Origin of the sequence: Streptomyces auratus, assembly GCF_050433025.1 — a bacterium.
Lineage (GTDB): Bacteria > Actinomycetota > Actinomycetes > Streptomycetales > Streptomycetaceae > Streptomyces > Streptomyces sioyaensis.
The window spans coordinates 1753013-1773118 of the sequence record NZ_JBNGCB010000003.1 but is presented as its reverse complement, the minus strand read 5'-3'; the positions used below and the strand labels follow the sequence as shown (position 1 = coordinate 1773118).

The 20106-nt window shown below is 68.4% G+C and carries 19 protein-coding genes; 12 read left to right on the top strand and 7 right to left on the bottom strand.

What is annotated here, in order from left to right; genetic code table 11:
* Nucleotides 1–120: 120 nt before the first annotated feature.
* From BKA18_RS27410 to BKA18_RS27355, 12 genes are all read left to right on the top strand, one after another.
* On the top strand, nucleotides 121–642 hold the full coding sequence (locus BKA18_RS27410) for a hypothetical protein (RefSeq protein ID WP_366046909.1): 522 nt from the start codon (nucleotides 121–123) through the stop codon (nucleotides 640–642).
* Between the two features lie 241 nt (nucleotides 643–883).
* Nucleotides 884–1336 carry a hypothetical protein gene (locus tag BKA18_RS27405; protein ID WP_366046908.1) on the top strand — a complete coding sequence of 151 codons (453 nt, stop codon included), beginning with the start codon at nucleotides 884–886 and terminating at the stop codon, nucleotides 1334–1336.
* Nucleotides 1337–1478: 142 nt separating this feature from the next.
* Entirely contained in the window at nucleotides 1479–2180 is a 702-nt protein-coding gene (locus BKA18_RS27400; RefSeq protein WP_366046907.1) for a hypothetical protein, read from the top strand.
* Complete coding sequence (locus BKA18_RS27395) at nucleotides 2177–2899, top strand: SPDY domain-containing protein (RefSeq protein ID WP_366046906.1); 723 nt, start codon at nucleotides 2177–2179, stop codon at nucleotides 2897–2899. The genes BKA18_RS27400 and BKA18_RS27395 overlap by 4 nt, the downstream gene beginning before the upstream one ends.
* A gap of 201 nt (nucleotides 2900–3100) precedes the next feature.
* Entirely contained in the window at nucleotides 3101–3748 is a 648-nt protein-coding gene (locus tag BKA18_RS27390) for a hypothetical protein (protein ID WP_366046905.1), read from the top strand.
* 172 nt (nucleotides 3749–3920) lie between these two features.
* Nucleotides 3921–4331: a hypothetical protein gene (locus tag BKA18_RS27385; protein WP_366046904.1), complete on the top strand. Its 411-nt coding sequence runs from the start codon at nucleotides 3921–3923 to the stop codon at nucleotides 4329–4331.
* Nucleotides 4328–5164, top strand: a complete 837-nt coding sequence (trpA, locus tag BKA18_RS27380) for a tryptophan synthase subunit alpha (protein ID WP_366046930.1) — start codon at nucleotides 4328–4330, stop codon at nucleotides 5162–5164. Before BKA18_RS27385 ends, trpA begins: the two co-directional genes overlap by 4 nt.
* Nucleotides 5157–5624 carry a hypothetical protein gene (locus tag BKA18_RS27375; RefSeq protein ID WP_366046903.1) on the top strand — a complete coding sequence of 156 codons (468 nt, stop codon included), beginning with the start codon at nucleotides 5157–5159 and terminating at the stop codon, nucleotides 5622–5624. Before trpA ends, BKA18_RS27375 begins: the two co-directional genes overlap by 8 nt.
* Nucleotides 5625–5693: 69 nt before the next feature.
* Nucleotides 5694–6584, top strand: a complete 891-nt coding sequence (locus BKA18_RS27370) for an adenine nucleotide alpha hydrolase family protein (RefSeq protein ID WP_366046929.1) — start codon at nucleotides 5694–5696, stop codon at nucleotides 6582–6584.
* Complete coding sequence (locus BKA18_RS27365) at nucleotides 6530–7837, top strand: DNA cytosine methyltransferase (protein WP_366046902.1); 1308 nt, start codon at nucleotides 6530–6532, stop codon at nucleotides 7835–7837. The genes BKA18_RS27370 and BKA18_RS27365 overlap by 55 nt, the downstream gene beginning before the upstream one ends.
* A complete protein-coding gene (locus BKA18_RS27360; protein WP_366046901.1) occupies nucleotides 7837–8964 on the top strand; it encodes a DnaB-like helicase N-terminal domain-containing protein in 1128 nt (375 codons plus the stop codon). The genes BKA18_RS27365 and BKA18_RS27360 overlap by 1 nt, the downstream gene beginning before the upstream one ends.
* Before the next feature lie 60 nt (nucleotides 8965–9024).
* Complete coding sequence (locus tag BKA18_RS27355) at nucleotides 9025–10398, top strand: SPDY domain-containing protein (RefSeq protein ID WP_366046928.1); 1374 nt, start codon at nucleotides 9025–9027, stop codon at nucleotides 10396–10398.
* A gap of 515 nt (nucleotides 10399–10913) precedes the next feature.
* Here BKA18_RS27355 and BKA18_RS27350 read toward each other — a convergent pair.
* From BKA18_RS27350 to BKA18_RS27320, 7 genes are all read right to left on the bottom strand, one after another.
* Nucleotides 10914–11120, bottom strand: coding sequence for a hypothetical protein (locus tag BKA18_RS27350; RefSeq protein WP_366046900.1), 207 nt, complete (start codon nucleotides 11118–11120; stop codon nucleotides 10914–10916).
* Nucleotides 11121–11440: 320 nt separating this feature from the next.
* Nucleotides 11441–12328, bottom strand: a complete 888-nt coding sequence (locus BKA18_RS27345; RefSeq protein WP_366046899.1) for a DUF5655 domain-containing protein — start codon at nucleotides 12326–12328, stop codon at nucleotides 11441–11443.
* 138 nt (nucleotides 12329–12466) lie between these two features.
* A complete protein-coding gene (locus BKA18_RS27340) occupies nucleotides 12467–13774 on the bottom strand; it encodes a DNA sulfur modification protein DndB (RefSeq protein ID WP_366046898.1) in 1308 nt (435 codons plus the stop codon).
* A 27-nt stretch (nucleotides 13775–13801) separates the two neighbouring features.
* Nucleotides 13802–14422, bottom strand: coding sequence for a GIY-YIG nuclease family protein (locus BKA18_RS27335; protein ID WP_366046897.1), 621 nt, complete (start codon nucleotides 14420–14422; stop codon nucleotides 13802–13804).
* 155 nt (nucleotides 14423–14577) lie between these two features.
* Nucleotides 14578–15411 (bottom strand): phosphoadenosine phosphosulfate reductase domain-containing protein, encoded by an 834-nt coding sequence (locus BKA18_RS27330; protein ID WP_366046896.1) that lies wholly within the window; start codon nucleotides 15409–15411, stop codon nucleotides 14578–14580.
* Nucleotides 15408–18986, bottom strand: coding sequence for an ATP-binding protein (locus BKA18_RS27325; RefSeq protein WP_366046895.1), 3579 nt, complete (start codon nucleotides 18984–18986; stop codon nucleotides 15408–15410). The genes BKA18_RS27330 and BKA18_RS27325 overlap by 4 nt, the downstream gene beginning before the upstream one ends.
* Nucleotides 18983–20098, bottom strand: coding sequence for a DUF4007 family protein (locus BKA18_RS27320; RefSeq protein WP_366046894.1), 1116 nt, complete (start codon nucleotides 20096–20098; stop codon nucleotides 18983–18985). The genes BKA18_RS27325 and BKA18_RS27320 overlap by 4 nt, the downstream gene beginning before the upstream one ends.
* Nucleotides 20099–20106: the final 8 nt, after the last annotated feature.

Sequence of the window (20106 nt, the reverse complement as noted above, 5' to 3'; positions counted from 1 at the left end):
GCTCCTCCCCCGCGCGTCACTGAACCGCCGCGGCCGGGACGACACACGCCGTCCCGGCCGCGGACGGACCGCGGGAGCGAGCAGATCGCCCGCACGCGCTGCCAAGCCCCCTGACAGGACATGCTCATCGACACCTACGAACCCTATGAACTCGACGACATGACGCCAGCCGCAGCGCTGGACGCCGTCATCGCCGACGTTCGCTCCCACCCTGTCGATGCCGGCCCTGGCGGCTTCTTCACTGCCCTGCGCCACATCGACCTGCTCAGCCATCTCGCCCTGCGCTTCGCCGGCGACGCCCACTACCACCTCGACTCTGCCCACGAAACGGGCTCCGCCTGGCATCCGGTCGAGGCGCTCACCAACACGGCCGTCCCGCTCAGCAAAGCGCAATGCCACTACGCGCAGGCCATGGTTCCGCTCGCCACGCTCAGTAAACCGAATCCTGACATGTCCACGGCTGCGCGGCTGCACGACATCGAGCATCACTGCTCGCTGCGCATGCATCTCCACGCCGCCGCGCAGTCCCTCGACGAGGCCCGCACCACGCTGCGCACGCCCACCCCGGCACGGCCTCCGTCCCCCACTGCCCCGCCCCCGGTGGCGACATCGGAACAGACCGCCTCGCGCCGGGCCCGCTGAGCATGCACCAGGCCCCTCTCCAACAACCTCCCTGGACCGTCTTGTCTCTTCTGAACATCCCCGATGTGTTCATCGGGTCCACCGACGACGGGCACACCTTCGTCGTCCTCAATCGCCGCATCCGCGACGCCGACCGCTGCTGACCGATGCGGGTTTCCTCGCCCGTGAACACCTCGGACGCACGCTCTACTTGCTCCCACCGGGCACGGCCCAGGACGCCCACGAGCGCGCCGGAGACGCGATGTACGGGCTCCTACCCCGCACCCTCGACCTTGTCGACCTCTCCTGGACAACGCGCTGGAGCCCCGACACTCCCCCCGAAGCCGATCCGGACCTCCGCTTCCAGTTCACCGACGGCACCGTGACGGCGACAGCCGGGACCCCCGCCGCTCGCTCACTCCTGGAGCAGCACGGCTTCGCCCTCGCGGCGGACGGCTCCTCCTATCAGCCGCTGCCCGGGCTGGATCAACGCGGCCTGCTCGGCGCCGTCACGGCTGCCGAAACGCACGCCTACACCCACGGCCTCACGGTGAGCGTCGGCCTCGGCATCCCCACACCGATGGACATCCCGGCCGCACCCCGCCGTGCGTCACCTGCGCCCCCAGCCCGCCGTCCGGACCGGCGACCCGTCGCCGCCCGCGCTGATTCCATACCCGCCGCCCTTCTCAAGGGCATGCCCCGGAGCCTCTGTTGACCACCGCCGTCGATCTCAACGAGCAGATCAACCAGCTGCGCCACCTCTCCCACGACTTCAAGGCCCTTCACAACCGGGTCCGCGCCCTCGACATCGCGGCCGTCGCGCCAGGCACGGAAGCCCTTCGGCAGCTCACCCCCTTGTGGTCAAGAGTCAGGAGCTGGTCGGGAAGGCGCTCTTGGCGCTGTCCGCCCTCGACGGAAGCCCTTACGCAGCCGTGAGCGGCAGCCGGCAAGCACTCAACGCTCTCGGTGCCGTCGTCTCCGGTGCATCCCAGGCCAGCTGTGACCTCGCGCATGCGCTGGCCGCCAACCCCCTGGACAGCATCGGCTTCGGCGGACCGCACCAGGACGAGGAGGGCATCCGCAACGCCCGGCACGCCCGTGCCGTACCGGAAGTGGCCGGCCACCTCGCCGACGCCGCCCACCAGCTCGACGTGTGCGAGTCCGCCTGCCAATACCTGGCCACCTACATCACCCGCGACCTCGAACGCGCATCCACCAACACCCGACAGGCCCCCAAGATCAGTCCCACCCAGTACGAAGCACTGACCTCGCTCGCGAAGGGCGGGGCCACGATGCAGACACGAGGCCGCGGCTCGACCATCGTCCTCACCCCCGACCACACCGTCATCACCATCGCCACATTCCAGTCCCTGGACAAGCGCGGCCTGGTCCACCTCGACACCTCCGTACCGCTTTACCAAGGGCGGGGCATCACCGTGACCGTCGAGGGACATCGCGCGCTGGCCCAGCACCGAGCCCGCACCGGTGCCACCACGGTGCCAACAGCCGCGACGGCCACCATGTCCCCCGCTGCGGTGAAGCGGGAGCTGCGCCGATGAGCCCGTACGCACACGACGACCGGGTCATGGTTTCACCCCCGTACATGGCCGGCGCCGGCGACCGCGTCGCCGACGTGATCGGCCCCCTCATCCACCTCTTCGGGTGGAGGCACCAGCACGATGCTGCCACCGGGCACGTCGCAATCGACAGCCCCGACGCCAGCCTGTTCGTCGACTTCGCCCCGCTGCACCCGCATGGTCGGTGGCTCACCGTGACCCACCATGAGCCGTACTGGGAAGCGATGTTCAGCAGGCAGGCGCCCCTGGAGGCGGTCGCCGCCGTCACCCAGGCACTGCCCCAGCTGCTGGGCGATGCCCGTCACGCCGACCGCATCCCGATCACGGACATGCCCCTGGACCAGCTCGCCGAGCTGAACGACTGGTCCGCCGAGGACAGCGTCCTCACCTCGCCCGACCTGTACTGCCGGCTAGAGCACACGCCCGGCGAGGAGATCGCCTGGCAGGTCGAGCACGTCTACTTCGAGGGGGCGCCGCTGGCCACCTTCACACAAGACACCCCTGAGTGCCTCGTCCGCAACTTCTTCTCCCACCTGGCCACTCCCATGGCGGTGGAGCGGTCCTTCGCCGACATCCCCCTCAGCACGCGGCATGGGCACAGCGCTTTGATCACGCCGGTCCGCGGAGCCGCAGTGAGTCCACAGGTCCATCACGCCCTCGCGCAGCTCGACCGCCCCAGCCATCCCGGCCGCCGCCGCTGACTCCCCGCCCCCCTGGAACCATCCCTGAACGAGAAGACCGGATCCCTTGAGCCCGCCGAGCAACTCCTCACGCTGGCCGCTGACTTCACCCGCTTCAACGACGCCCACATACGGCATTCACTCAACGGGCCAAACCCCACCACCCTGCTGAACGCCCAGACGGAATCCGCACAGCACCTGGCGCGATCCGCACTCACCATCGTGGACACCCTCAACGCCCAGCCGATGTACCACAGCCCCGCGATCCACGCGGTGTACGCACGCGTGCGCCAACTCGCCCATCTCGCGTCCGACGCAGCCGACCATCTCATCGACGCCGTGGACATCCTCGACCACACCCGCGCGGGACTGCCCGTTGAGCTGGGCGACGGCTTCCTGGCGGTCGTAACCGAGCAGGAGGCCCGCCGAGGAGCCGGGCGGTGCTTCAGCCTCGTCGCGAGCCTCACCGCCCTGGGCTCCTCAGACGCCCTGGCAACCGCTGAACTCTTCGTCGCCGAACGCCGCCACCGGGGCTTCGTATCCGAGTGCCAGCCGCCCGCCCTGTCCCCCGCCCAGGACACCACGCTGCGCGCGGTGGCGCGCGGCGACGTGGCGATCACCGGCGGCAAGCCCTATCTGGGCCGCGAGGACATCCGCGTCAGCATCAGCACCATCCGCGCCCTGGAGAGCCGCGGCCTGGTGATGCGCGAGGACTGCCCGGACTGGTTCCGCGACGAGCGCGTCCACCTCACCGCAGCCGGGCGCCACGACCTCGCCGCCTCCTTCACCCGGCCCCGCTCCACCCCACCCGCCGCAACACGCCCACCAGCCCGCCCAGCCGCGACCGCGGCACGAGCCGCGGCCCGTTGACCTCAACTCCCGGAGTTCCACCACGCCTTCCGACACTCCGACAGCACACGATCTGGCCCGTGCCCTCGCCGACCAGATCTGCCCCGGCGCCGCACCCCGCGACGTCACCGTCAGCTTCGAAGCTCGCCGACAGGCCCCAGCCGAGTACCGCCACCGCGGCCGAGGCGGACCCGTGACGGTCTTCGCCCAGGCACTGCACGCCCACCTCTTCGGCCTCCCCGCGGACGACGAGCCGCTGCCCCCCGCCCTGGACGCGCTCCTGCAGGCCACGCACACCGCGACCGCACCCGAGCAGCAGACCGCGATCCTGCGACAGGTCGCCGACCAGCTGCACAACGCCGCCGAGATCATCCAGCGCTACCAGTACCGGGCCCAGTGGGACCGGCTCCCTGACGACGTCGCCGAGCAGCTCCGTGACGCCCACGACCAGGCCCAGCAGGTCGCCGAGACCCTCGACCTCGTCGCACCCGCCCTCAGCAGCCCTCCCGCTGCGTCCGAGCCGCCCGAGGCGCCCGGCCCGCAACCGCGACACACCGCCGGCCCGCCCGCGCCACCGACCCCACCGGCCGGGCGCCGCCGCTGACCTCCGGCGACAGCCCCGCCGGGAAAGGCCCGACCCTGACCACTGCCGATCCCCTCCACACCCTCCTTACCCAACCCCGCTGCTCACTTGGCGTATTCGTCCCAACCGGCCTCCACCCGGCAGCCGCAGAGCGCCGTCACCTCGACCAGCTCGCGCAGGCAGGTGCCGACCTGTTCGAAGTCGGCCTGCCCACCCAGGACGCCGTCCTTGACGGCCCCGTCATCCAGGCCGCCTACCACCACGCCCTGCGACGCGGAAACGTCCTCGATGCCGCCGTCCGCGCCATCGAGCATGCCGCCAGCCTCCGGCCGACCGTCGTCATGACCTACTGGGAGCCCGTCCGCCGCCACGGCCCCGAGCACCTGGCCCGCCTGCTCGCCGACGCCGGCGCCGCTGGCGTGATGGTCGTCGACTTGCCCGCCCACCAGGCGGCCCGCTGGCACGACGCCGCACGGCACGCGGGCCTTCGCACCCCACGCCTGATCCCGCGCACCACCCCCAACACCAGCCTCCCCGCCGCGGTCGCCGGCGCATCCGGCTGGCTCTACGCACCCGCCAGCACGGCCCCCACCGGCTACCGGGGCCCGCTCGACATCCCCGCGCTCGCCGACTTCACCCAGCGCCTTCGCGCCACCAGCCCGCTGCCCGTGGTCTCGGGAGTGGGCATCTCCGCCCCGACCCTCGCCACACGCATCGCCCCGCTGGTGGACGCCGTCGTCATCGGCACCCGCATCGTCCGCGCACTGCTCACCGACCCCGGTCAAGCCCCGGACCTGACCGCCGCGTTCGCCCAAGCCCTTCACCCGACCCCCCTCACGGAGCACCGTGCCTGATCGCCCCGACCCGGCAGAGGCCCTCGACCGGATCACCGCCGACGCCCTTGCCCTATACCGGGCCCTGCGCGCCAACGCCCCCGACCACGCACAGCAACTGGCTGCGCGGATCACCGACGCCCAGGTCCTCGCAGGCACCTGTCTGCGGCTCTTCGTCGACCTCACCCAGCACACTCCGCGCACCACATCCGCGGACCTGCCGCTCCTCGACCACGTCGCGCACATCGCCAAGGCCGCCCAGGACGCGGGCGCCGAACTGACCGCAGCCCTTGCCCGAGCCGTGGAGAACCAACGCCGCCGAGCCGACGCCGCATCCAAGCCGGTCGTCCTCATCGGCCCCTCACCGCAGCAGTTCGTCGAGTCGGCCGCCGACCTCCTCGACCGCATCCCCGCCCTCTACCACGCGATCCCCCGCGACCAGCTGATGCCGCCGATCCCGTGCACGCACCAGCCGCATTGAGGGTGCGTTCCCTCATTCCCCACCCCAGGACAGACCATTTCAGATCAGCCCCGATTCCGCGCCCTTTCTCTGGGCGCTGGAGTTCAGTCCAGCACTCTCCTCGCCCTTTCCGCCAAGGGCATCCTTCCCACGGTCGACTACGCGATATTCGCCGACACCGGCTGGGAACCGAAAGCCGTTTACGCCCACCTGGACCGCCTGGAACAGGAGATCGCCAAGCCCGCCGGAATACCGGTCCTCCGCGTCGCTGCCGGAAACATCCGCAACGACGCCCTGAACCCCGACCACCGATTCGCCTCCATGCCCCTCCACATCCTGAACAAGGACGGGCGGCCTGGAATGACCCGAAGGCAGTGCACCGGCGAATACAAGGTAAAGCCGATAAAGCAGAAGGTCCGCGAACTGCTCGGGCACCCCTATCCATCGCGCGTCCCCAAGGGGGTGTTCGTCGAGCAGTGGGTGGGAATCTCCACCGATGAGTTCCACCGCGCCAAGGATGCCGACGTAAAGTACATGCGCAATCGGCACCCTCTTCTGGACCTGGGGTGGAGCAGGTCCGACTGCCTTCGCTACCTGACCTCGCTCGGGCTGGCCGAAACACCGAAATCGAGCTGCCTGGGATGCCCGTTCCACGGAAATGCGCAGTGGCGGCACATCAGGGACACATCCCCGTCCGAGTGGGCGGACGTCGTCGAATTCGACACGGCCATCCGGCAGGGCAATGCCCGCGCCAACGCATCCGGTAACCGGCTGCTCGGCGAGGCGTTCCTGCACCGCTCCCGCATCCCGCTCAGCCAGGCGCCAATCGACCACGTCACCGCCGCCGAACGGGCAGCCCTGCTCACCGGCGAGGGCGGGGCCGACGAACTGGAACACGGCGTCGCGGACGGCTGCTCGCCCTGGGCATGCCGCGGGGATACGGACACGCTGACGCAGGACGCCTTCGGGCTGGCCACGTGATACTCGACCTCTTCGCGGGGCCGGGCGGCTGGAGCAGAGCAGTGAGCGTCCTCGGGGTGCGCGACCTCGGGCTGGAATGGGACCAGTGGGCCTGCAAAACTCGTACTGCCGCTGGGCAATTGACGATTCAGACCGACGTGGCGATGTATCCGACGTCGCCCTTCATCGGCCGGACCCGCGGGCTGATCGCGTCCCCGCCGTGCCAGGCATGGTCGATGGCCGGCAAACGCCTCGGGCTGATCGACCAGCCCCTGGTCCACCAAGCGGTCTCAGACCTCGCCGCTGGTCGCGACACCCGCGAAACGCTCCTCGGCGCCTGCCAGGATGTGCGCTCCTTGTTGGCCGCCGAGCCCATGCGCTACCTCCACGACCTGAATTCGGCCGGAGAGCCGGAGTGGGTCGCCATGGAGGAAGTGCCGGACGTCCTCCCACTGTGGAAGCAGTACGCGGTAATCCTGCGCAGCTGGGGGTTCTCCGTGTGGACCGGCATCCTCAACGCCGCGGACTACGGAGTGCCCCAGACGAGGAGGAGGGCGATCCTGCTCGCCTCCCGCGTCCGCACCGCCCAGCCGCCCCCGCCAACGCACGCCAAAATCGAAGAGCCCGAGGGGCTGTTCGGGCCGGGCCGCACCCGTTGGGTCAGCATGGCGCAGGCCCTGGGCTGGGGAGCGACCGACCGGCCCGTGCCCACCGTCTGCGCCGGCGGCGGACCCGGCGGCGGCGCAGAACCATTCCCCTCCGGCTCCCGCAAGGCACTGTCCACCGCCCGCGACCGCGGCACCTGGACACCCCACCCGGACACCCCCCACCAGCACTCCAGCCAGGCAGGAACCGAGCCTGCCGACCGGCTCAGCGCCCAAGACGAACAGGCAGCCGGCCATCCCGTGCCAGAGCCTGACTGGTCGTGGTCCTTGCGGAGCAACAACCAGGCCCACGCCACCATCCGGCCCCTGTCCGAGCCCGCGGGAACGCTGTTCTTCGGGCACCGCTCGAACGAATGCACCTGGGTCGCCGAACCCGTCGCCCCGCCTGCCGGGAACGCGGAGTCGCTACCCGTCCCGATGCCCATCCGAATCACCGCCCAGGAGGCGGGAGTTCTGCAGACCTTCCCGGCCGACTACCCCTGGGCCGGCAACAAAGGCCAAGTCTTCAGCCAGATCGGCAACGCCGTACCGCCCCGCCTCGCCGCCCACCTCCTCGCCCCGCACCTCGGCAAAACCCTCAACCCCAACGACTTCACCCTGGCCGCCTAATGCCCCAATCCGCCGACCCGTACGAGGGCGACGACCTGGACGACCTGCCACCGCCACAGCCCCTGCACTACGCCGAACAGGCCCTGCTCGGCGCCATCCTGCTCGAACCACACCGGCTGAAGACCATCGGCCACCTGGAGCCACACCACTTCGGCAACCACGCCCACGGCGCCCTGTTCACCGCTCTGCTCAGCGTGCCGGCCCCCGACCCGAAAGAGCACGCGAAGGACATAGCCTGGCTCAACGCCGTACTGACCAAGGCCCAGCCCGAGGCGCCGGGGCTGACCGCCTCTTACCTGCATACCGTCATCCAGGTCTGCCCCCGGGCCGAGCACGCCGCGGCCTACGCGGGCATGATCCGCGCCGATCACGCCCGCCGGACGGTACGTGAGCACGCCGACCGGCTGTGCCAGATCGCCACCGACGCCACCCTGCCGAACCCTGCCGTGACCGTCCTCGGGCAAGCCGACGCCCTGAGCCTCTACCTCGATGAATTGGGCACCCAGTTCGCCCCGCACCCCGGTTCTCTGCCTCGCGCGCCCCTGCCGTCAGCGCCGCCCCGGGAGACCGGAGAAGAAGCCCTCGATGAGGAGCGGCTGCTGCTCTCCACCGCCACCGCCCACTCAAGCGAGGTGAAGGCCATGCGGTGGCTGCAGCCAGGCGACTTCACGCACCCTCTGCACGCGGGGCTGTGGCAGTGCCTGGTCGCCCTGACGCGGCGCGACACACCCGTCGACCCCGTGACGGTCCTGTGGGAGGCGCAGCACCGTGGCCTCCTCTGCTCCGGGGCCGAGCCGAGTGAGCTGCTCAACCTCCTCTCCGGACCGGTCGGCTCCCCGGAGTCCTGGGGCGAGCGGATCCTCCAGCGCTCCGTCCTCCAGGTTGCCCACCACATCGGTCGGCGCATCGAGGCGTTCACCAAAGACCCGGCCACCACGCCGTACCAGCTCGTCGTCGGCAGCCGCCGCGCGCTCGCCGATCTGTCCGCCGTACGTACCCGGTGGCAGCACGCCACCTCACCCGCGCCGGAGAGCAGGCCCACGCGCACCAGCGCCACGGCAACGCCCCGGGCCGGTCCGCCGCGGACCACGGCCCCACCTCCACCTACCGCACGCATCTCGCGCTGACCCAAGCCGACCGGTGGCCGGGCTCCTTGGCCCGGCCACCGGCAGAAAGAGCACCCCTTGGTGACACCGCCCTCCATCGACGCGCACGTCCGCCTCGACACCCACCCCACGCACCCCAGCGCTGTGATTGCCACTCTTACCGGCGCCCAGGCCCACATCCCCCGCGTGGGCCTGGAGGCCGCCGACTGGCACGTCGTCGCCAAAAACACCCTGGTCCTGGCCCGCATCGACCACGAGGAGCCCTACTGGGCTGAGAAAGCCGCCCAGGAACTGATCGCCGAGGGGATCGCCGTCGAGATCACGCCCCGGCTCCGGGAAGCCATCGACGAGGAATGGACATGGGCCGACTACCCGATGCCCTGGTGCACCCGCACCGAGATCCGAGAGGTCTCCGCTGAGGCCCAGAAGATCTACGACGACATCCGTCACGGCTACCTCCTCATCCACGCCCACGCCCACGATGGCCACACCACCGTCGCGGTCGGGACCTACCTCAACACCGGCAACAGCGTCTACCTCCACGGCGAGAACCACCTGCGGCAGGTCGCCGACACCTTCGACTCACCCGCCCAGGCTCTGATGTCCTTCGAGCGACTCCACGGCGACACCATGCGCCCAGGCCCCGCACCGATGACCGACACCGAGCGCGCCGCTGCCGAAGCCCGGACCTCCCTCATCACACCGCCCACCGAACCCGAGCCTTCTAGCCCGGAGCCGGAGACTGTACCCGCCTACGCCGCCGACCCCGGCGACCACGACGCCCTCCTCGACACATTCCTCGACGCACACGGCGACTGGTCGAAGTGGCGCACCTGGTCCGACGACACCACCCACGCCATCCACGAATCCCAGACCCTGCGCATCGAGCGCATCCACCACGCCCCCGCCCACGAGACCGCCTGGGTCGTCGCCGCGTACGAGACGCCCGTCTCGGACCGCATGTGGCACCTCACCACGACTGGCGCAACTCCTGCCCCCGTGCTGCAGGAGCTGCTGGACCACCTCGCCGACGGTGACGGATGGGACACAGCCGTCGGCGGCGACCTGGACGAGAAGTCCGTCACCGCCGCCACCAAGCCACTCGTTGAAGCCGGCTGGAAGCACGGCATCGACGGGCGCTGGATGCGCTGGACCAACCTGTCCGAGGACGCGGGGGTTCAATTCGACGCCTTCGCCGCTCAGAAGCCGAGCAGCTCCCTCGCTACCTGGACCATCTGGGCAGGCCCAAGTGTTGACCAGCCCACCTGGGCACTGCACGCCTCGCCACACGCGCCAGCTTCAATGATCGCCAGCCTGGCCACGGAACTTGCGCACGGCACCGGCACCCGACGCCCGCTACATCCCGACGCGCATCGGCAGTCGCCCCAGCGCACCACGACGTTTCCCGCCGCCGCGCCAACTGGCCCGCGACTCCCCGCTGGCCGACTCCGCTGACCTACGGACACAAGTGTGGCTCCGCGGACGGGGGATGCCGCGGAGCCACCCTCGCACCGTACCGTCCATCTGCCCCTTTCGCAGGGCATTGCACCTAAGCGCAGTCCCATAAGTGATCTCCGGCAGCCGGGTCAGGCGCTCCGCGGTTCCGCATTGCGATCGAGTAGCTTCACGACACCCGGAGTACGCCGTACCAAGGATTTGGTCATGACTGCCCGCGTGCACAGTGATGCGCCGACCGCCAGATGGCGACGGACGGTGCACGACGATCGGAGCAGTGCCCACGCCCCCAGCCTGCTCCCAATTAACAGGTCGAAGCCAGTCAGACGGACAGGCAGCACGTTCAGCACTGGGCTTCTCCTAAAGCGGATGATCGGGCGGGGACAAGCCAGCCGTCGAATGAAAGCATCGCCCTGACCAGCCGCGGCCAGTTCCGGCTGGCCCGATGCCGCGCGCAGACCGTCCAGCACGGAAGCGCCGTGAGGCACGTTCTGCCTGCACAGCCGAGGCGGCCCTCACCGCGCACCCGGCCCGCTCGCACTCGGGCGGTCGTCACCGTCCAGGTCGGCCATCGCGTAGACGTGCTCTTCCGGATGACGGGCCAGGCGCGCCATCGTCCACGCTGTGCGGGCATCCATACCCGGCCCGAACTCCGCCGCCAGCCGACGAGCCCGCCACGTCGTCCGCGGGGCGAGCAGCCAGCGGGCGAGGGAGAACCGCACACGGCCAGCGCCGGCCACGGTCCGACCGGGGCGAGCTGTCTGCGTGCGGTCCGGATCCGGGCGGCCCGGGGTACTCGAAGTCGTGTCGGCCACGCCGCGAGTGTCAGGGCGCGGCAAGCAGGCACGGAGGTGATTAGCCGGTGACCACCGGAACGAGTGGGCAGGTATCGCACTCCTCTTCGTGGCCCGCACAAGGTGCCGTGCCGCCCGGGTGGCAGAACAACCTGCTTCCCGCTACCCAGAGTGGCTCAGCATCGAGAGGTAGCACCACGACGACAGGGCCGACTCCCACAGCCCCGTGGCTCCCGCAGGGGAAGCCGCTACGCCGCGGCGTAGCTGAGGCGGAACAGGCCCTGGGCACGCTCTAGGTCCCGCTCCGTGCGCAGCTGCAGCTCCAGGTCGCCCGTGCCGTGGTGGCCGAGCCCTGTCACGTCCCGGGTGAATCCGGGAATGAGGTCGACGCTCTTCGGGTCGACCTTGAGGTAGACGAGGAGCTTGGTCTGCTGAGGCGGGCAGACGCACGCGAAGTTCCGCAGCCGCTGGTAGGCGCGGTACTGCTTGCGCTGGACCCGGGTAATGCCGTCCCCAAGGCCGAGCAATGCCTCGTCGACCGCCGCAGCCAGCTCCGTCAGCGCTCCATCCTGCCTCCGCATGCTCGGCACCCCGGCCGCGCGATGGCGGGTCGCCGCGGGTGCAGCTTTCTGCCCGGTGTACGAGGCCACGGTCTCAAGGCCGATGTAGTCGTCGCCGAAGAGGCGGTAGCGGACCAGGTCGATGCTGCGTCGGTGCTCGCGGACGGCGTGGATGTCGTAGCGGGTGAAGTCGCCGGCCACGCAGATAAGCCTCGGTGCACTCCACAGCACCTGGGACGCTGTCGTCGCCCCAAGCCGGTCGCGGACCAGGTGCCCGAACTCGGCCCGGTGATCCATCAACCAGGACAGGTAGAAGAGTCCCTGGTTGATCACGCCTGCATCGGTGCCGCGCTTGTATTCCACGAGGACGGGTGCCCCGTTCTCGTCGATGCCCAGCGAGTCGATGCGCCCGCCGTGGACGGGCCCGGTGCTGTACTCGCTCGCCAGGAACCGGACTCCCAGCATCGTCTCCATGTGCGCCTCGATGAGCCCCTGCACATCCGCCTCGACCTCAGCAAGACGCGGCGCGACCTCGGTCACGCCACCCTTCGTGTTGAACAGCTTCAGACCCGACACCCCCTCCTTGGCTACGTAGCCCGCAACACCGAGGGGAACAAGATTGTTTCCGCCAAGCTCTTGGCTCCTGTGAAGATGGAATTCCGGCCAGAAGCCGGGCAGGGCTGCCCGCCAGCCGCCCTGCCCTGAGGTGTACGGCTAGTTCTCCTCGCCGGCGACGGGCAGCCGTCGCGCCAGTTCTTCAGCCACCACGGGATAGCGCTCGTTCCTCACCTGACGGTACCCGCGGATGGCACGGTCGATCTGCGCGCGGGAAGCCGGCGCAAGATGCACGAGCAGCAACTCGTAGAGCGCTTGGTTGTTCTCCTTGGACGGAATCATCTTGCCCTTACGGGCGGCGTCCGGCGTCTCCTGCCACACCGCAGAAAACGGTGCGGAAGACATCGTCCAGTCCAACTCGCCCAGACGGCGTAGGAGCTCCGGCCATTCCAGGAGGCGCTGCTCGATGACGTGACGGGCAGCCCGGACAATCTGAACCTGGACTGCGGGGCGCATGAACGGGTGCCCCTCTCCATCCCGCCCCTTAGGTGCACGAAGATCCCTGGGCGCTGCGTGCGCCTCATAGCGATCTCGCATATTGCCACAGACCGCAAGCAACTCATCCATGCGCTTGGCGAGTACCTCGTAACTCTCATCGAGGATCTCGTCTGTCGCACGCTGGGAGGTCTTGTTCATGCTCTCGTGGAGGCCGAAGCCCAAGTCCGTGAGCAAGTCATACAGGACGCCGATTGTTGTCCAAGCGGTGCCAGTGACGCCGACCTGACGGGTGGCGAGCTTGAGTTCACCATCGTTCCCGACCTTGCTGAAGACCTGAACCACGCCGTCCTGCCGCAGGAATTCGTGGTCATCGAGCAGGCGGCGGGTGAGGATGGCGAAGCCGTCGTCCTCGTCGAGAGCGATGTTCTCTTGCGCGGTGGTCTTGACGGCGTTGCGATTGATGTTGGTGAAGAGACGGCGCGTCCTTCGGCGGCCTGCTTCATCATCGAAGTGCGGGACAACGATCACGGTGATGTCTTCGCGCCCCAGCTCCGGGTTTCGCTTGATGGCATCTTTGATCGCCTTGAGGCGGTGTTGGCCGTCCAGGGCGAAGAACTGGTGGGTGCCGTCGAAGGTCAGCACCCCGAAGTTGCGGTCCATGCCTGCGAGTACATCGCTATTCTCGGAGCTCTTCTCCATTTCCAGTGGGATGTACTCCGGGGCTCCTCCCCAGGCTGCGACGATGATCGCGCCCAGGAAGCGGTTCTCGTTCGACAGAAGGTAGTTGGTGATTTCAGTGGTGCGTGTGCCGACGCCCCTCTGAATCATTGTTCCCAAGTCTTGATTGCCGCCTAGCTCGTGCGCGAAGTTGATCTCACGGGCAACTGCTGCGTAGCTCATGAGGCATGAGTAGTAGGTCCAGTTGCCCACCTTTGCTTCAAAGGCGGGAACAAATGTCTTGGAGGGCATGGATACCTCTTCTTCGTGCGGGTGCGATCAGGCTGTCCAAGCTGCTCGGGGAGCACCGAGCCGTCCGCGCAGCTTGGGACGATCGGAGTCATTGAGCGGGGGATTCCACAGGCGGATGAGCCTCTTCTCCAGGCCCCTGATCCTGTGCCGGTCCGTCACCGTGGTGCACCAGAACTCCATCGGACGCAGCGGGAGATAGCGGCTGAGCCGCTGCTCACGGGTCTTCGGCTCGCTATCGGTCCACAGGCTTTCGGGGCTGGCCCGCAAGTACCGGCGGTACTCCTTGTAGCGCTGACGGATGGTGTTCCCGCAGTCAGATTTCGAGGCGCCGGCCTGCCCGACGTAGAGGAGCTGGGGGAAACTCCCCTGTGCAGGACGGCCGTCGACCTGGAACTGGAACTGAGGTCGCCAGACGAACATGTACAGGCCGGGTTCGTCAGGGAGAGCCGGGGCAAGATTCTCCGTGGCCTGGTGGACCTCCCATGGGGAGGCGAACTCGCGGAGGTCCTGGTCGAGTTGTTGACAGTTGTCCGCGTCCAGCATCCGCAGCAGACCGACCTCGATGGGAAGCGCTGGGCTGTCCTCCTCACGGTGCCTCTGCACCATGCGGGTGAACGCGTCCCGGCCGGCCATGCTTGAAATGGGCATGCTGATGGGACCCCCCGAACGGCTCTGCGGCTCTGGCATATCTAGTGTGACAGGCAGGACTGACAGCCGATCAGGGAACCCAAAGACAGAGGCCCGCCCTGCGGAGAACATCCGCAAGGCGGGCCTGGGCAGTTGGGCACCCCAGTCGACCGGTCCTAGAGGTGGCAGACGGAGCAGCCGGCCTCGTCGTCGTCTGAGTCGAGTGCGTCGGAGAGGACCTCTAGCAGGGGCCGGTTGGGCTTAATGCGCTTGGCGGCCCGATCCAGGGCTGCCTGGTGCTTGGCCTCGATCTCTTCCTTGCGCTCTATGAGCTCCGGGAGAGACTCACCTTGCGACCAGGTGTAGTTGCGGCCCTTCATGGCGGTGTGGCGGTATCGGACCTTGTCCTCGTACTCCACGGCCTTGGCGTACAGGTCGGGGTGGCGTTCTTGGAGGCCGACCCACTCGTGCTTGCGCTGGAAGAAGCAGAAATAGCAGCCTGAGCGTGTGCGCCACTCGTAGTAGTCGGGCAGGCCGATGCCGGCCTCGTTGAGGATGCGCATCACACCGTCCTTATCGATGCCGTCCTCGCGGAAGGGGAAGACAGCGTCGATGTTCGGCTTGGTGCTGACGTAGCCGAGGCGGTTCTCGTCGGCCCGGATGGCGACGTAGGAGATGACCTTGTCGTCGCCCACCCAGTCTTCCAGGGGCTTGATCTTGAGATTCTTGGTGCACCAGCGCATCTGTGGACTCGGCAGCGTGCCCTGGTAGACCTCCATCCAGTGGTCGAAGTCGCGGTCGGCGTTCAGCCTCACGATGGACTTGCCGAGGGCAGCCTCAAGCCGGTTGAGGTACTCGTAGGTCTCGGGCAGTTCGGCGCCCGTGTCGCAGAAGAAGTACTCCATCTCCGGGACCCGGTTGCGCATGTAGACGGCGAGCGCCGAGGAGTCCTTGCCGCCGGAGATACCGAGAACGTGCCGGACCCTCTGAGTGTCGGCTCCGTCGGTCATCCCTGTGCCTTCCTTTCACTCGCCGCTGTCGCGGCATCGGTCACGCGCTGGGCGAGAGCCGCGAGCAGGATCCGCGCTCCGTCCGGTCCGAGAGACTTCTCGGCCTGCTTCAGGACATCGGCCGCGAGGCTGTTGGCCTCGGTGCGGGCCTGTTCGGGCACGTAGATCAAGGTGCGTTGCTCCATGCCGGCGCTATCAGTCAAGGTCAACAACTGCGCGTCGAGTTTCTCTTCCCGTCCACGGGCCTCGTTCCCGGCGTGGTGCAGGTGCCCGACTCGGTCAAGGGCCGCCGCCATCGACCGGGCCTTCTGCGGGAAGAGCTTGGCTTCGTGGTCGTCCCAGTCACCCAGGGCGGAGTTGGTCAGGCGCACGACGATGGGCTCAAGCCAGTCGTCGTCCTCAAGACTGTCGCTGAGGACGAAGTCGACAAAGCCGCGCAGTTCCGGAGTCAGCACCGCGCCGGCGAAGCCTCGCAGCCGTGCAGCAAGCTGCGCGCGCAGCTCCGGCAGTTCGGCCGGCAGGCGGAACTCCCGTGCGAGGACGCTCACGACTTTGGCCCGCAACTGGATGTCGATGGCCACGAGTTCGTCGGCCGCCGCGGTGAGACGTTCGACGTAGGTATTCGCCGTTTCCGCATTGGCGCGCGTGCCGGCCGGAATCTCGGGCAAGCCGAGCGCCTTCGGCAGCGCATGGAAGATCAGATCGTCGGGGTCCAACGCTCCAGCGATCGTCGTGCGCACGGTGCGGGCGTCGGCAGAGATGCTCTTGGTGGTGCGGGCGTACTTGTGCAGGTCGGCCACACGCACAATCAGGGCGCTGGCTACGGAGAGTAGGTCGGGGTTACGCAGGGCCTTGGAGCGCGGTGCCTCCACGCCGAGCGACACCATCAGCTTCTTGATGACGCTGCCGCGCTGGCCGTCTCCGGCCGGCGTGTACTTCACCGAGAAGCGTCCCGGGCCCTTGACGAGTCGCTCGACCACGTCAATGGTCAGCCGGGGAAGGTAGGTGCCTTCTTCGAACAGGGCGACGTCGTGGCGGCGGATGACTAGAGCCGGGACCAGGAAGACCGGGATAACGCCAGCCTTGAGCCCGAACGGCGGGCTCATCAGGACACGGATGACCTCTTCCATGTTGACCCGCTCAGTGGCGCCGGTCAGTACCTCGTTGAGGGCGTTCCAGGCGGGCTGGGCGTGCTCGTGATCGTCGCCGGGCGGGGAGAAGCCGTACGGGAGGAGGCTCTCTTGCTGGCTCTCGGCCTGGGCCACCCCGTTCTCTCTGTGAAGGCCGAGGTAGGCCAGAACGCCGCTGTAGATGGCCCGTTCGGCCCTGTACCCGACGAGACCAAGGTTCTCTTCGCCCGAGGCGGAGAGCATGGCTGTCAGCAGTATGCCGCGGGCCTGGGCGGCCTGGCTGGTCAGGACGTGGCGGCCGAGCATCTCATTGCGAATGTGCGGGGTGTGCGGGTACACCGACTCGCAGGCCAGGGAGACCAGGCCGCTCAGGCTGCGGGCCGTCAGGCCGGAGGCGGCGGGCTCTTCGCCAGGGGCGATCCCGGTGTGCCACAGGCTCCAGGACGCTGCAGCGGACGGCGGGTAGAAGGCGTCCTGCAGCAGCTCCAGGAGCTCGGCCTCGGCCTGCACAAGCCGCTCGATGACTTCCCGTCGGGCGACGTGGTCGATGTCCTGCTGGTTGCTGAGTTCCTTCAGTGCGACGAGGTAGGTGGCCGTGGTCAGCACCACGTCGGGGTCGGGGGTCGTGCCGACAAGTACCGGCAGCGGCGAGTGGACGCTGGGCCGGTCGGCGTCGGTGCCAAGGTGGAAGACGACGAGGCCGTCGGCGGGCTCTTTCAACTCGTCCGGGGCAGCGACGGTCTTGGTCTCGGGGCCGCTGACGGCGGTGTAGAACACGCGCATCATGCCGGTGACCTGGCTGTGGCGGCCGGCCACGAATGCCTGCGGGACCAGACTGCCGAGTCGGTCGATGACCGAGGCGTCATCGAAGTGGCTGATGATGTCCTTCAGCCGTCCGTCGATGTCGACGTCGGTGCCCTGCCACACCCGGTATTCGCCGCTGAACTCACGGTGAACCACGAAGCCCCGGCGGACGAGGTCGGCGAGACGCTCTTCGAGTGCCGTGAAGGCGTCAGTGTCAGCGACGTCAGTGGGGTCGTGGAGGGCGAAGTGAATCATCGGCGCGGTGGCGCTGAGTGCCCCGTCGGAGTCGATCAGGTTGAGGACGCCGATGGTCTTCAGTACGTCCTGGTCGGCGTCCGGGAGACCGTTGGCGTCCCGGATGCGCGAGTCGACCTCGATCCACCGGCTCGCGTTGGCGGAGGCGAGCAGAGTGGTGCGCCCGGAGTTGAGGAAGTAGTCGTAGAGCTGTGGCAGGCGCACCGTGCTGGCATGGTCCACCTCGTCGTTGCTGTGCCGGGCCAGCGAGTGGCGGACGGTGTTGGGCTCCCCGCTGTTGAGGAAGCCTGACAGGCTGCGGTCGTGCTGGCCGATCTGAGCGGCAAGGATCGGCGCGGCCAGGGCCGTGATGGGGTGCAGCGGATAGAGGTCCGCGAAGTGGTCGGGGCCGAGTTCGGCCAGAACGCCTAGACCGTGCTGAGTCCAGATGTCTGCGGACGCCTCGGCCGACGCGGTGATCAGGGTCTGTCCGGCAGAGTTGACGGCCGAGCGGTCGAGGCGGCGGCGCAGCAGATGCAGGGAGTCGCCGTGGTGCGGGACGAAGGTGATGTCTTCGAAGCGCCCCTGGATCTTGGCCCATTCGCGGGTCTTGAGTTCGCTGGACCGTGAGGCGTAGTCCATGAATGACAAGTGCTGCAAGGTCATCAGGTAGACGGGCAGCCCGTTGGAACCAGCCGCCTTCTCGGCGAGTTCCTGCAGCAGGAACAGGTCGTGTTGGGCGTCGGCGAATTCGTTGTGGCCAGCGAGGTGTTCCAGCGTTTTGCCGAACTCGTCGATCACCAGAAGCAGAGGCTGTTGCCCGTCCGCGGTCAGAGCCGTGACGGCGCCGAGGATCTCCTTGGCGCCGGCGCGGTCCGGGTCGGCACACGCCTCCAGGGCGGTGGCGATGGCCTTCGGGACGCGCTTGCCCCAGCGTCGCGCCGCCGCCGTGTGCAGGGCGCGGGAGAGGGTAGCGACGACGGATTCTCGGCGCGCGGTGGCCACGCCGCCGAGGAAGCCCTCGGGGGCGATGGCGTCGCGTGCTGCGGCAATGCGGTGGGCGAGGGCGGGGCTTGCTTCTTCGAGGATGCGCTCGGCCTCGCTGCGGCGCTTGGCATCCCGCCCCAACAGGGCGTCGATGATGTTGGACAGGGTCGACTTGCCGGAGCCGTAGGGGCCGGTGAAGGACCATGCGCGGGTACGGCGTTGGTCGGCCAGCGCGCTCGCGATGCGTTCCAGGACGTCGACGGCCCGGGCACCGACGTAAGGGTCGTGCAGGACGTCCTCGACGTCGCGCTCAAGGTTGGTCGAGCGCATCTGGGAGCCGACAAGTTCGATGCCGGCGGGAAACTGCGGGGCGGAACTCGACGGGGCGTTCGATGTCCGCGTGGGGGTTGCGGTGGTCACGCGGCGGTCTCCTCGTCAAAGAGCGTGTCGTTGGTCTCTGCCGCGGCTGTGGCGTCCGTGGCCTTCGTAGCGAGTTCCTTCTCCTCGGCCTCGGCGAGCTTGGGGAACTCGGCGGCCCACTCCTCACGTGTGGGGAAGCCGGGGCGGCGGGTGACGAAGTCGTACTGCTCGTCCAGCACTTCCCAGGCCAGATCGAAGGGATCGGTCGTGAAGGCGAGGCTGCGCTGCCCCACCGCCTCGGTCAGGTTCAGCTGAGGGTGATCGGCGGCGGTCTTCTGCAGCGCCATGACGATCTCGTTCTCCCGGACACGGAAGGCACGCCCCGGTGAACCCGGCTCGTTGGCAAGACGGGCCACGGAGATCGAATTGGCCTGGCGGGAGAACTTGGCTGCGTAGTCCAGGCAGGCGTAGGCCAGAACCCGGGGGGGCAGCGAGGTACGGTGCCCGCTGGTGAACTGCCACTCGGGCTTGCCGCGCGTCCCCACGAAGGTGAGCAGGTCCAGGTCACGGAAGGGGCAGGCGAGCAGATCCTCGTAGCTGCCCGGCGAGCCGGCCTTCTCCGGCGCGCTGCGCGCGTACATCTTGGTCAGGCATTCGATGTCACGGACGATCGACGCCTCTTCCGGGCTCTTGTCATAGGAGAAGTTCACGTGCCGGGTGACCACCTGTGCCATGTCCGCGACCGTGAAGCGGGAGAACGGGGCGAGGTGGAAGGCCGTGTACCAGGTTGGCGCGTGGCTCTTGGCTCCGGGACGGGACGAGACCAGCCACCAGTGCAGCAGCCACAGGCTGCCGTTCTCCTCCAGATACGGGTCCGCCCCGTCCTCGTCGAGGAGCCAGCGGGCTTCCCAGGTGGGGTAGGAGAACTTGGCATGTGAGCGTGTCGTGGGCGAGTGCTCGCGAGTCAGCTTGAAGGCGCGGGACCAGTAGCGCATGGCGTTGACCATGTTCTTACCCACGCCGAACAGCACCGGCGCGTTGTCTGCGAGAAATGCATCCTGTTCACGTTTGACCTGCATGTACGCCTTGTGCAGCCAGCCGAAACGAGGCGCGAATGTTTCGTGTCGCGCGAAGGAGTAAAGGGCGGCTTCCCCAAGCCGGCTGTCTGACATCCGGGACC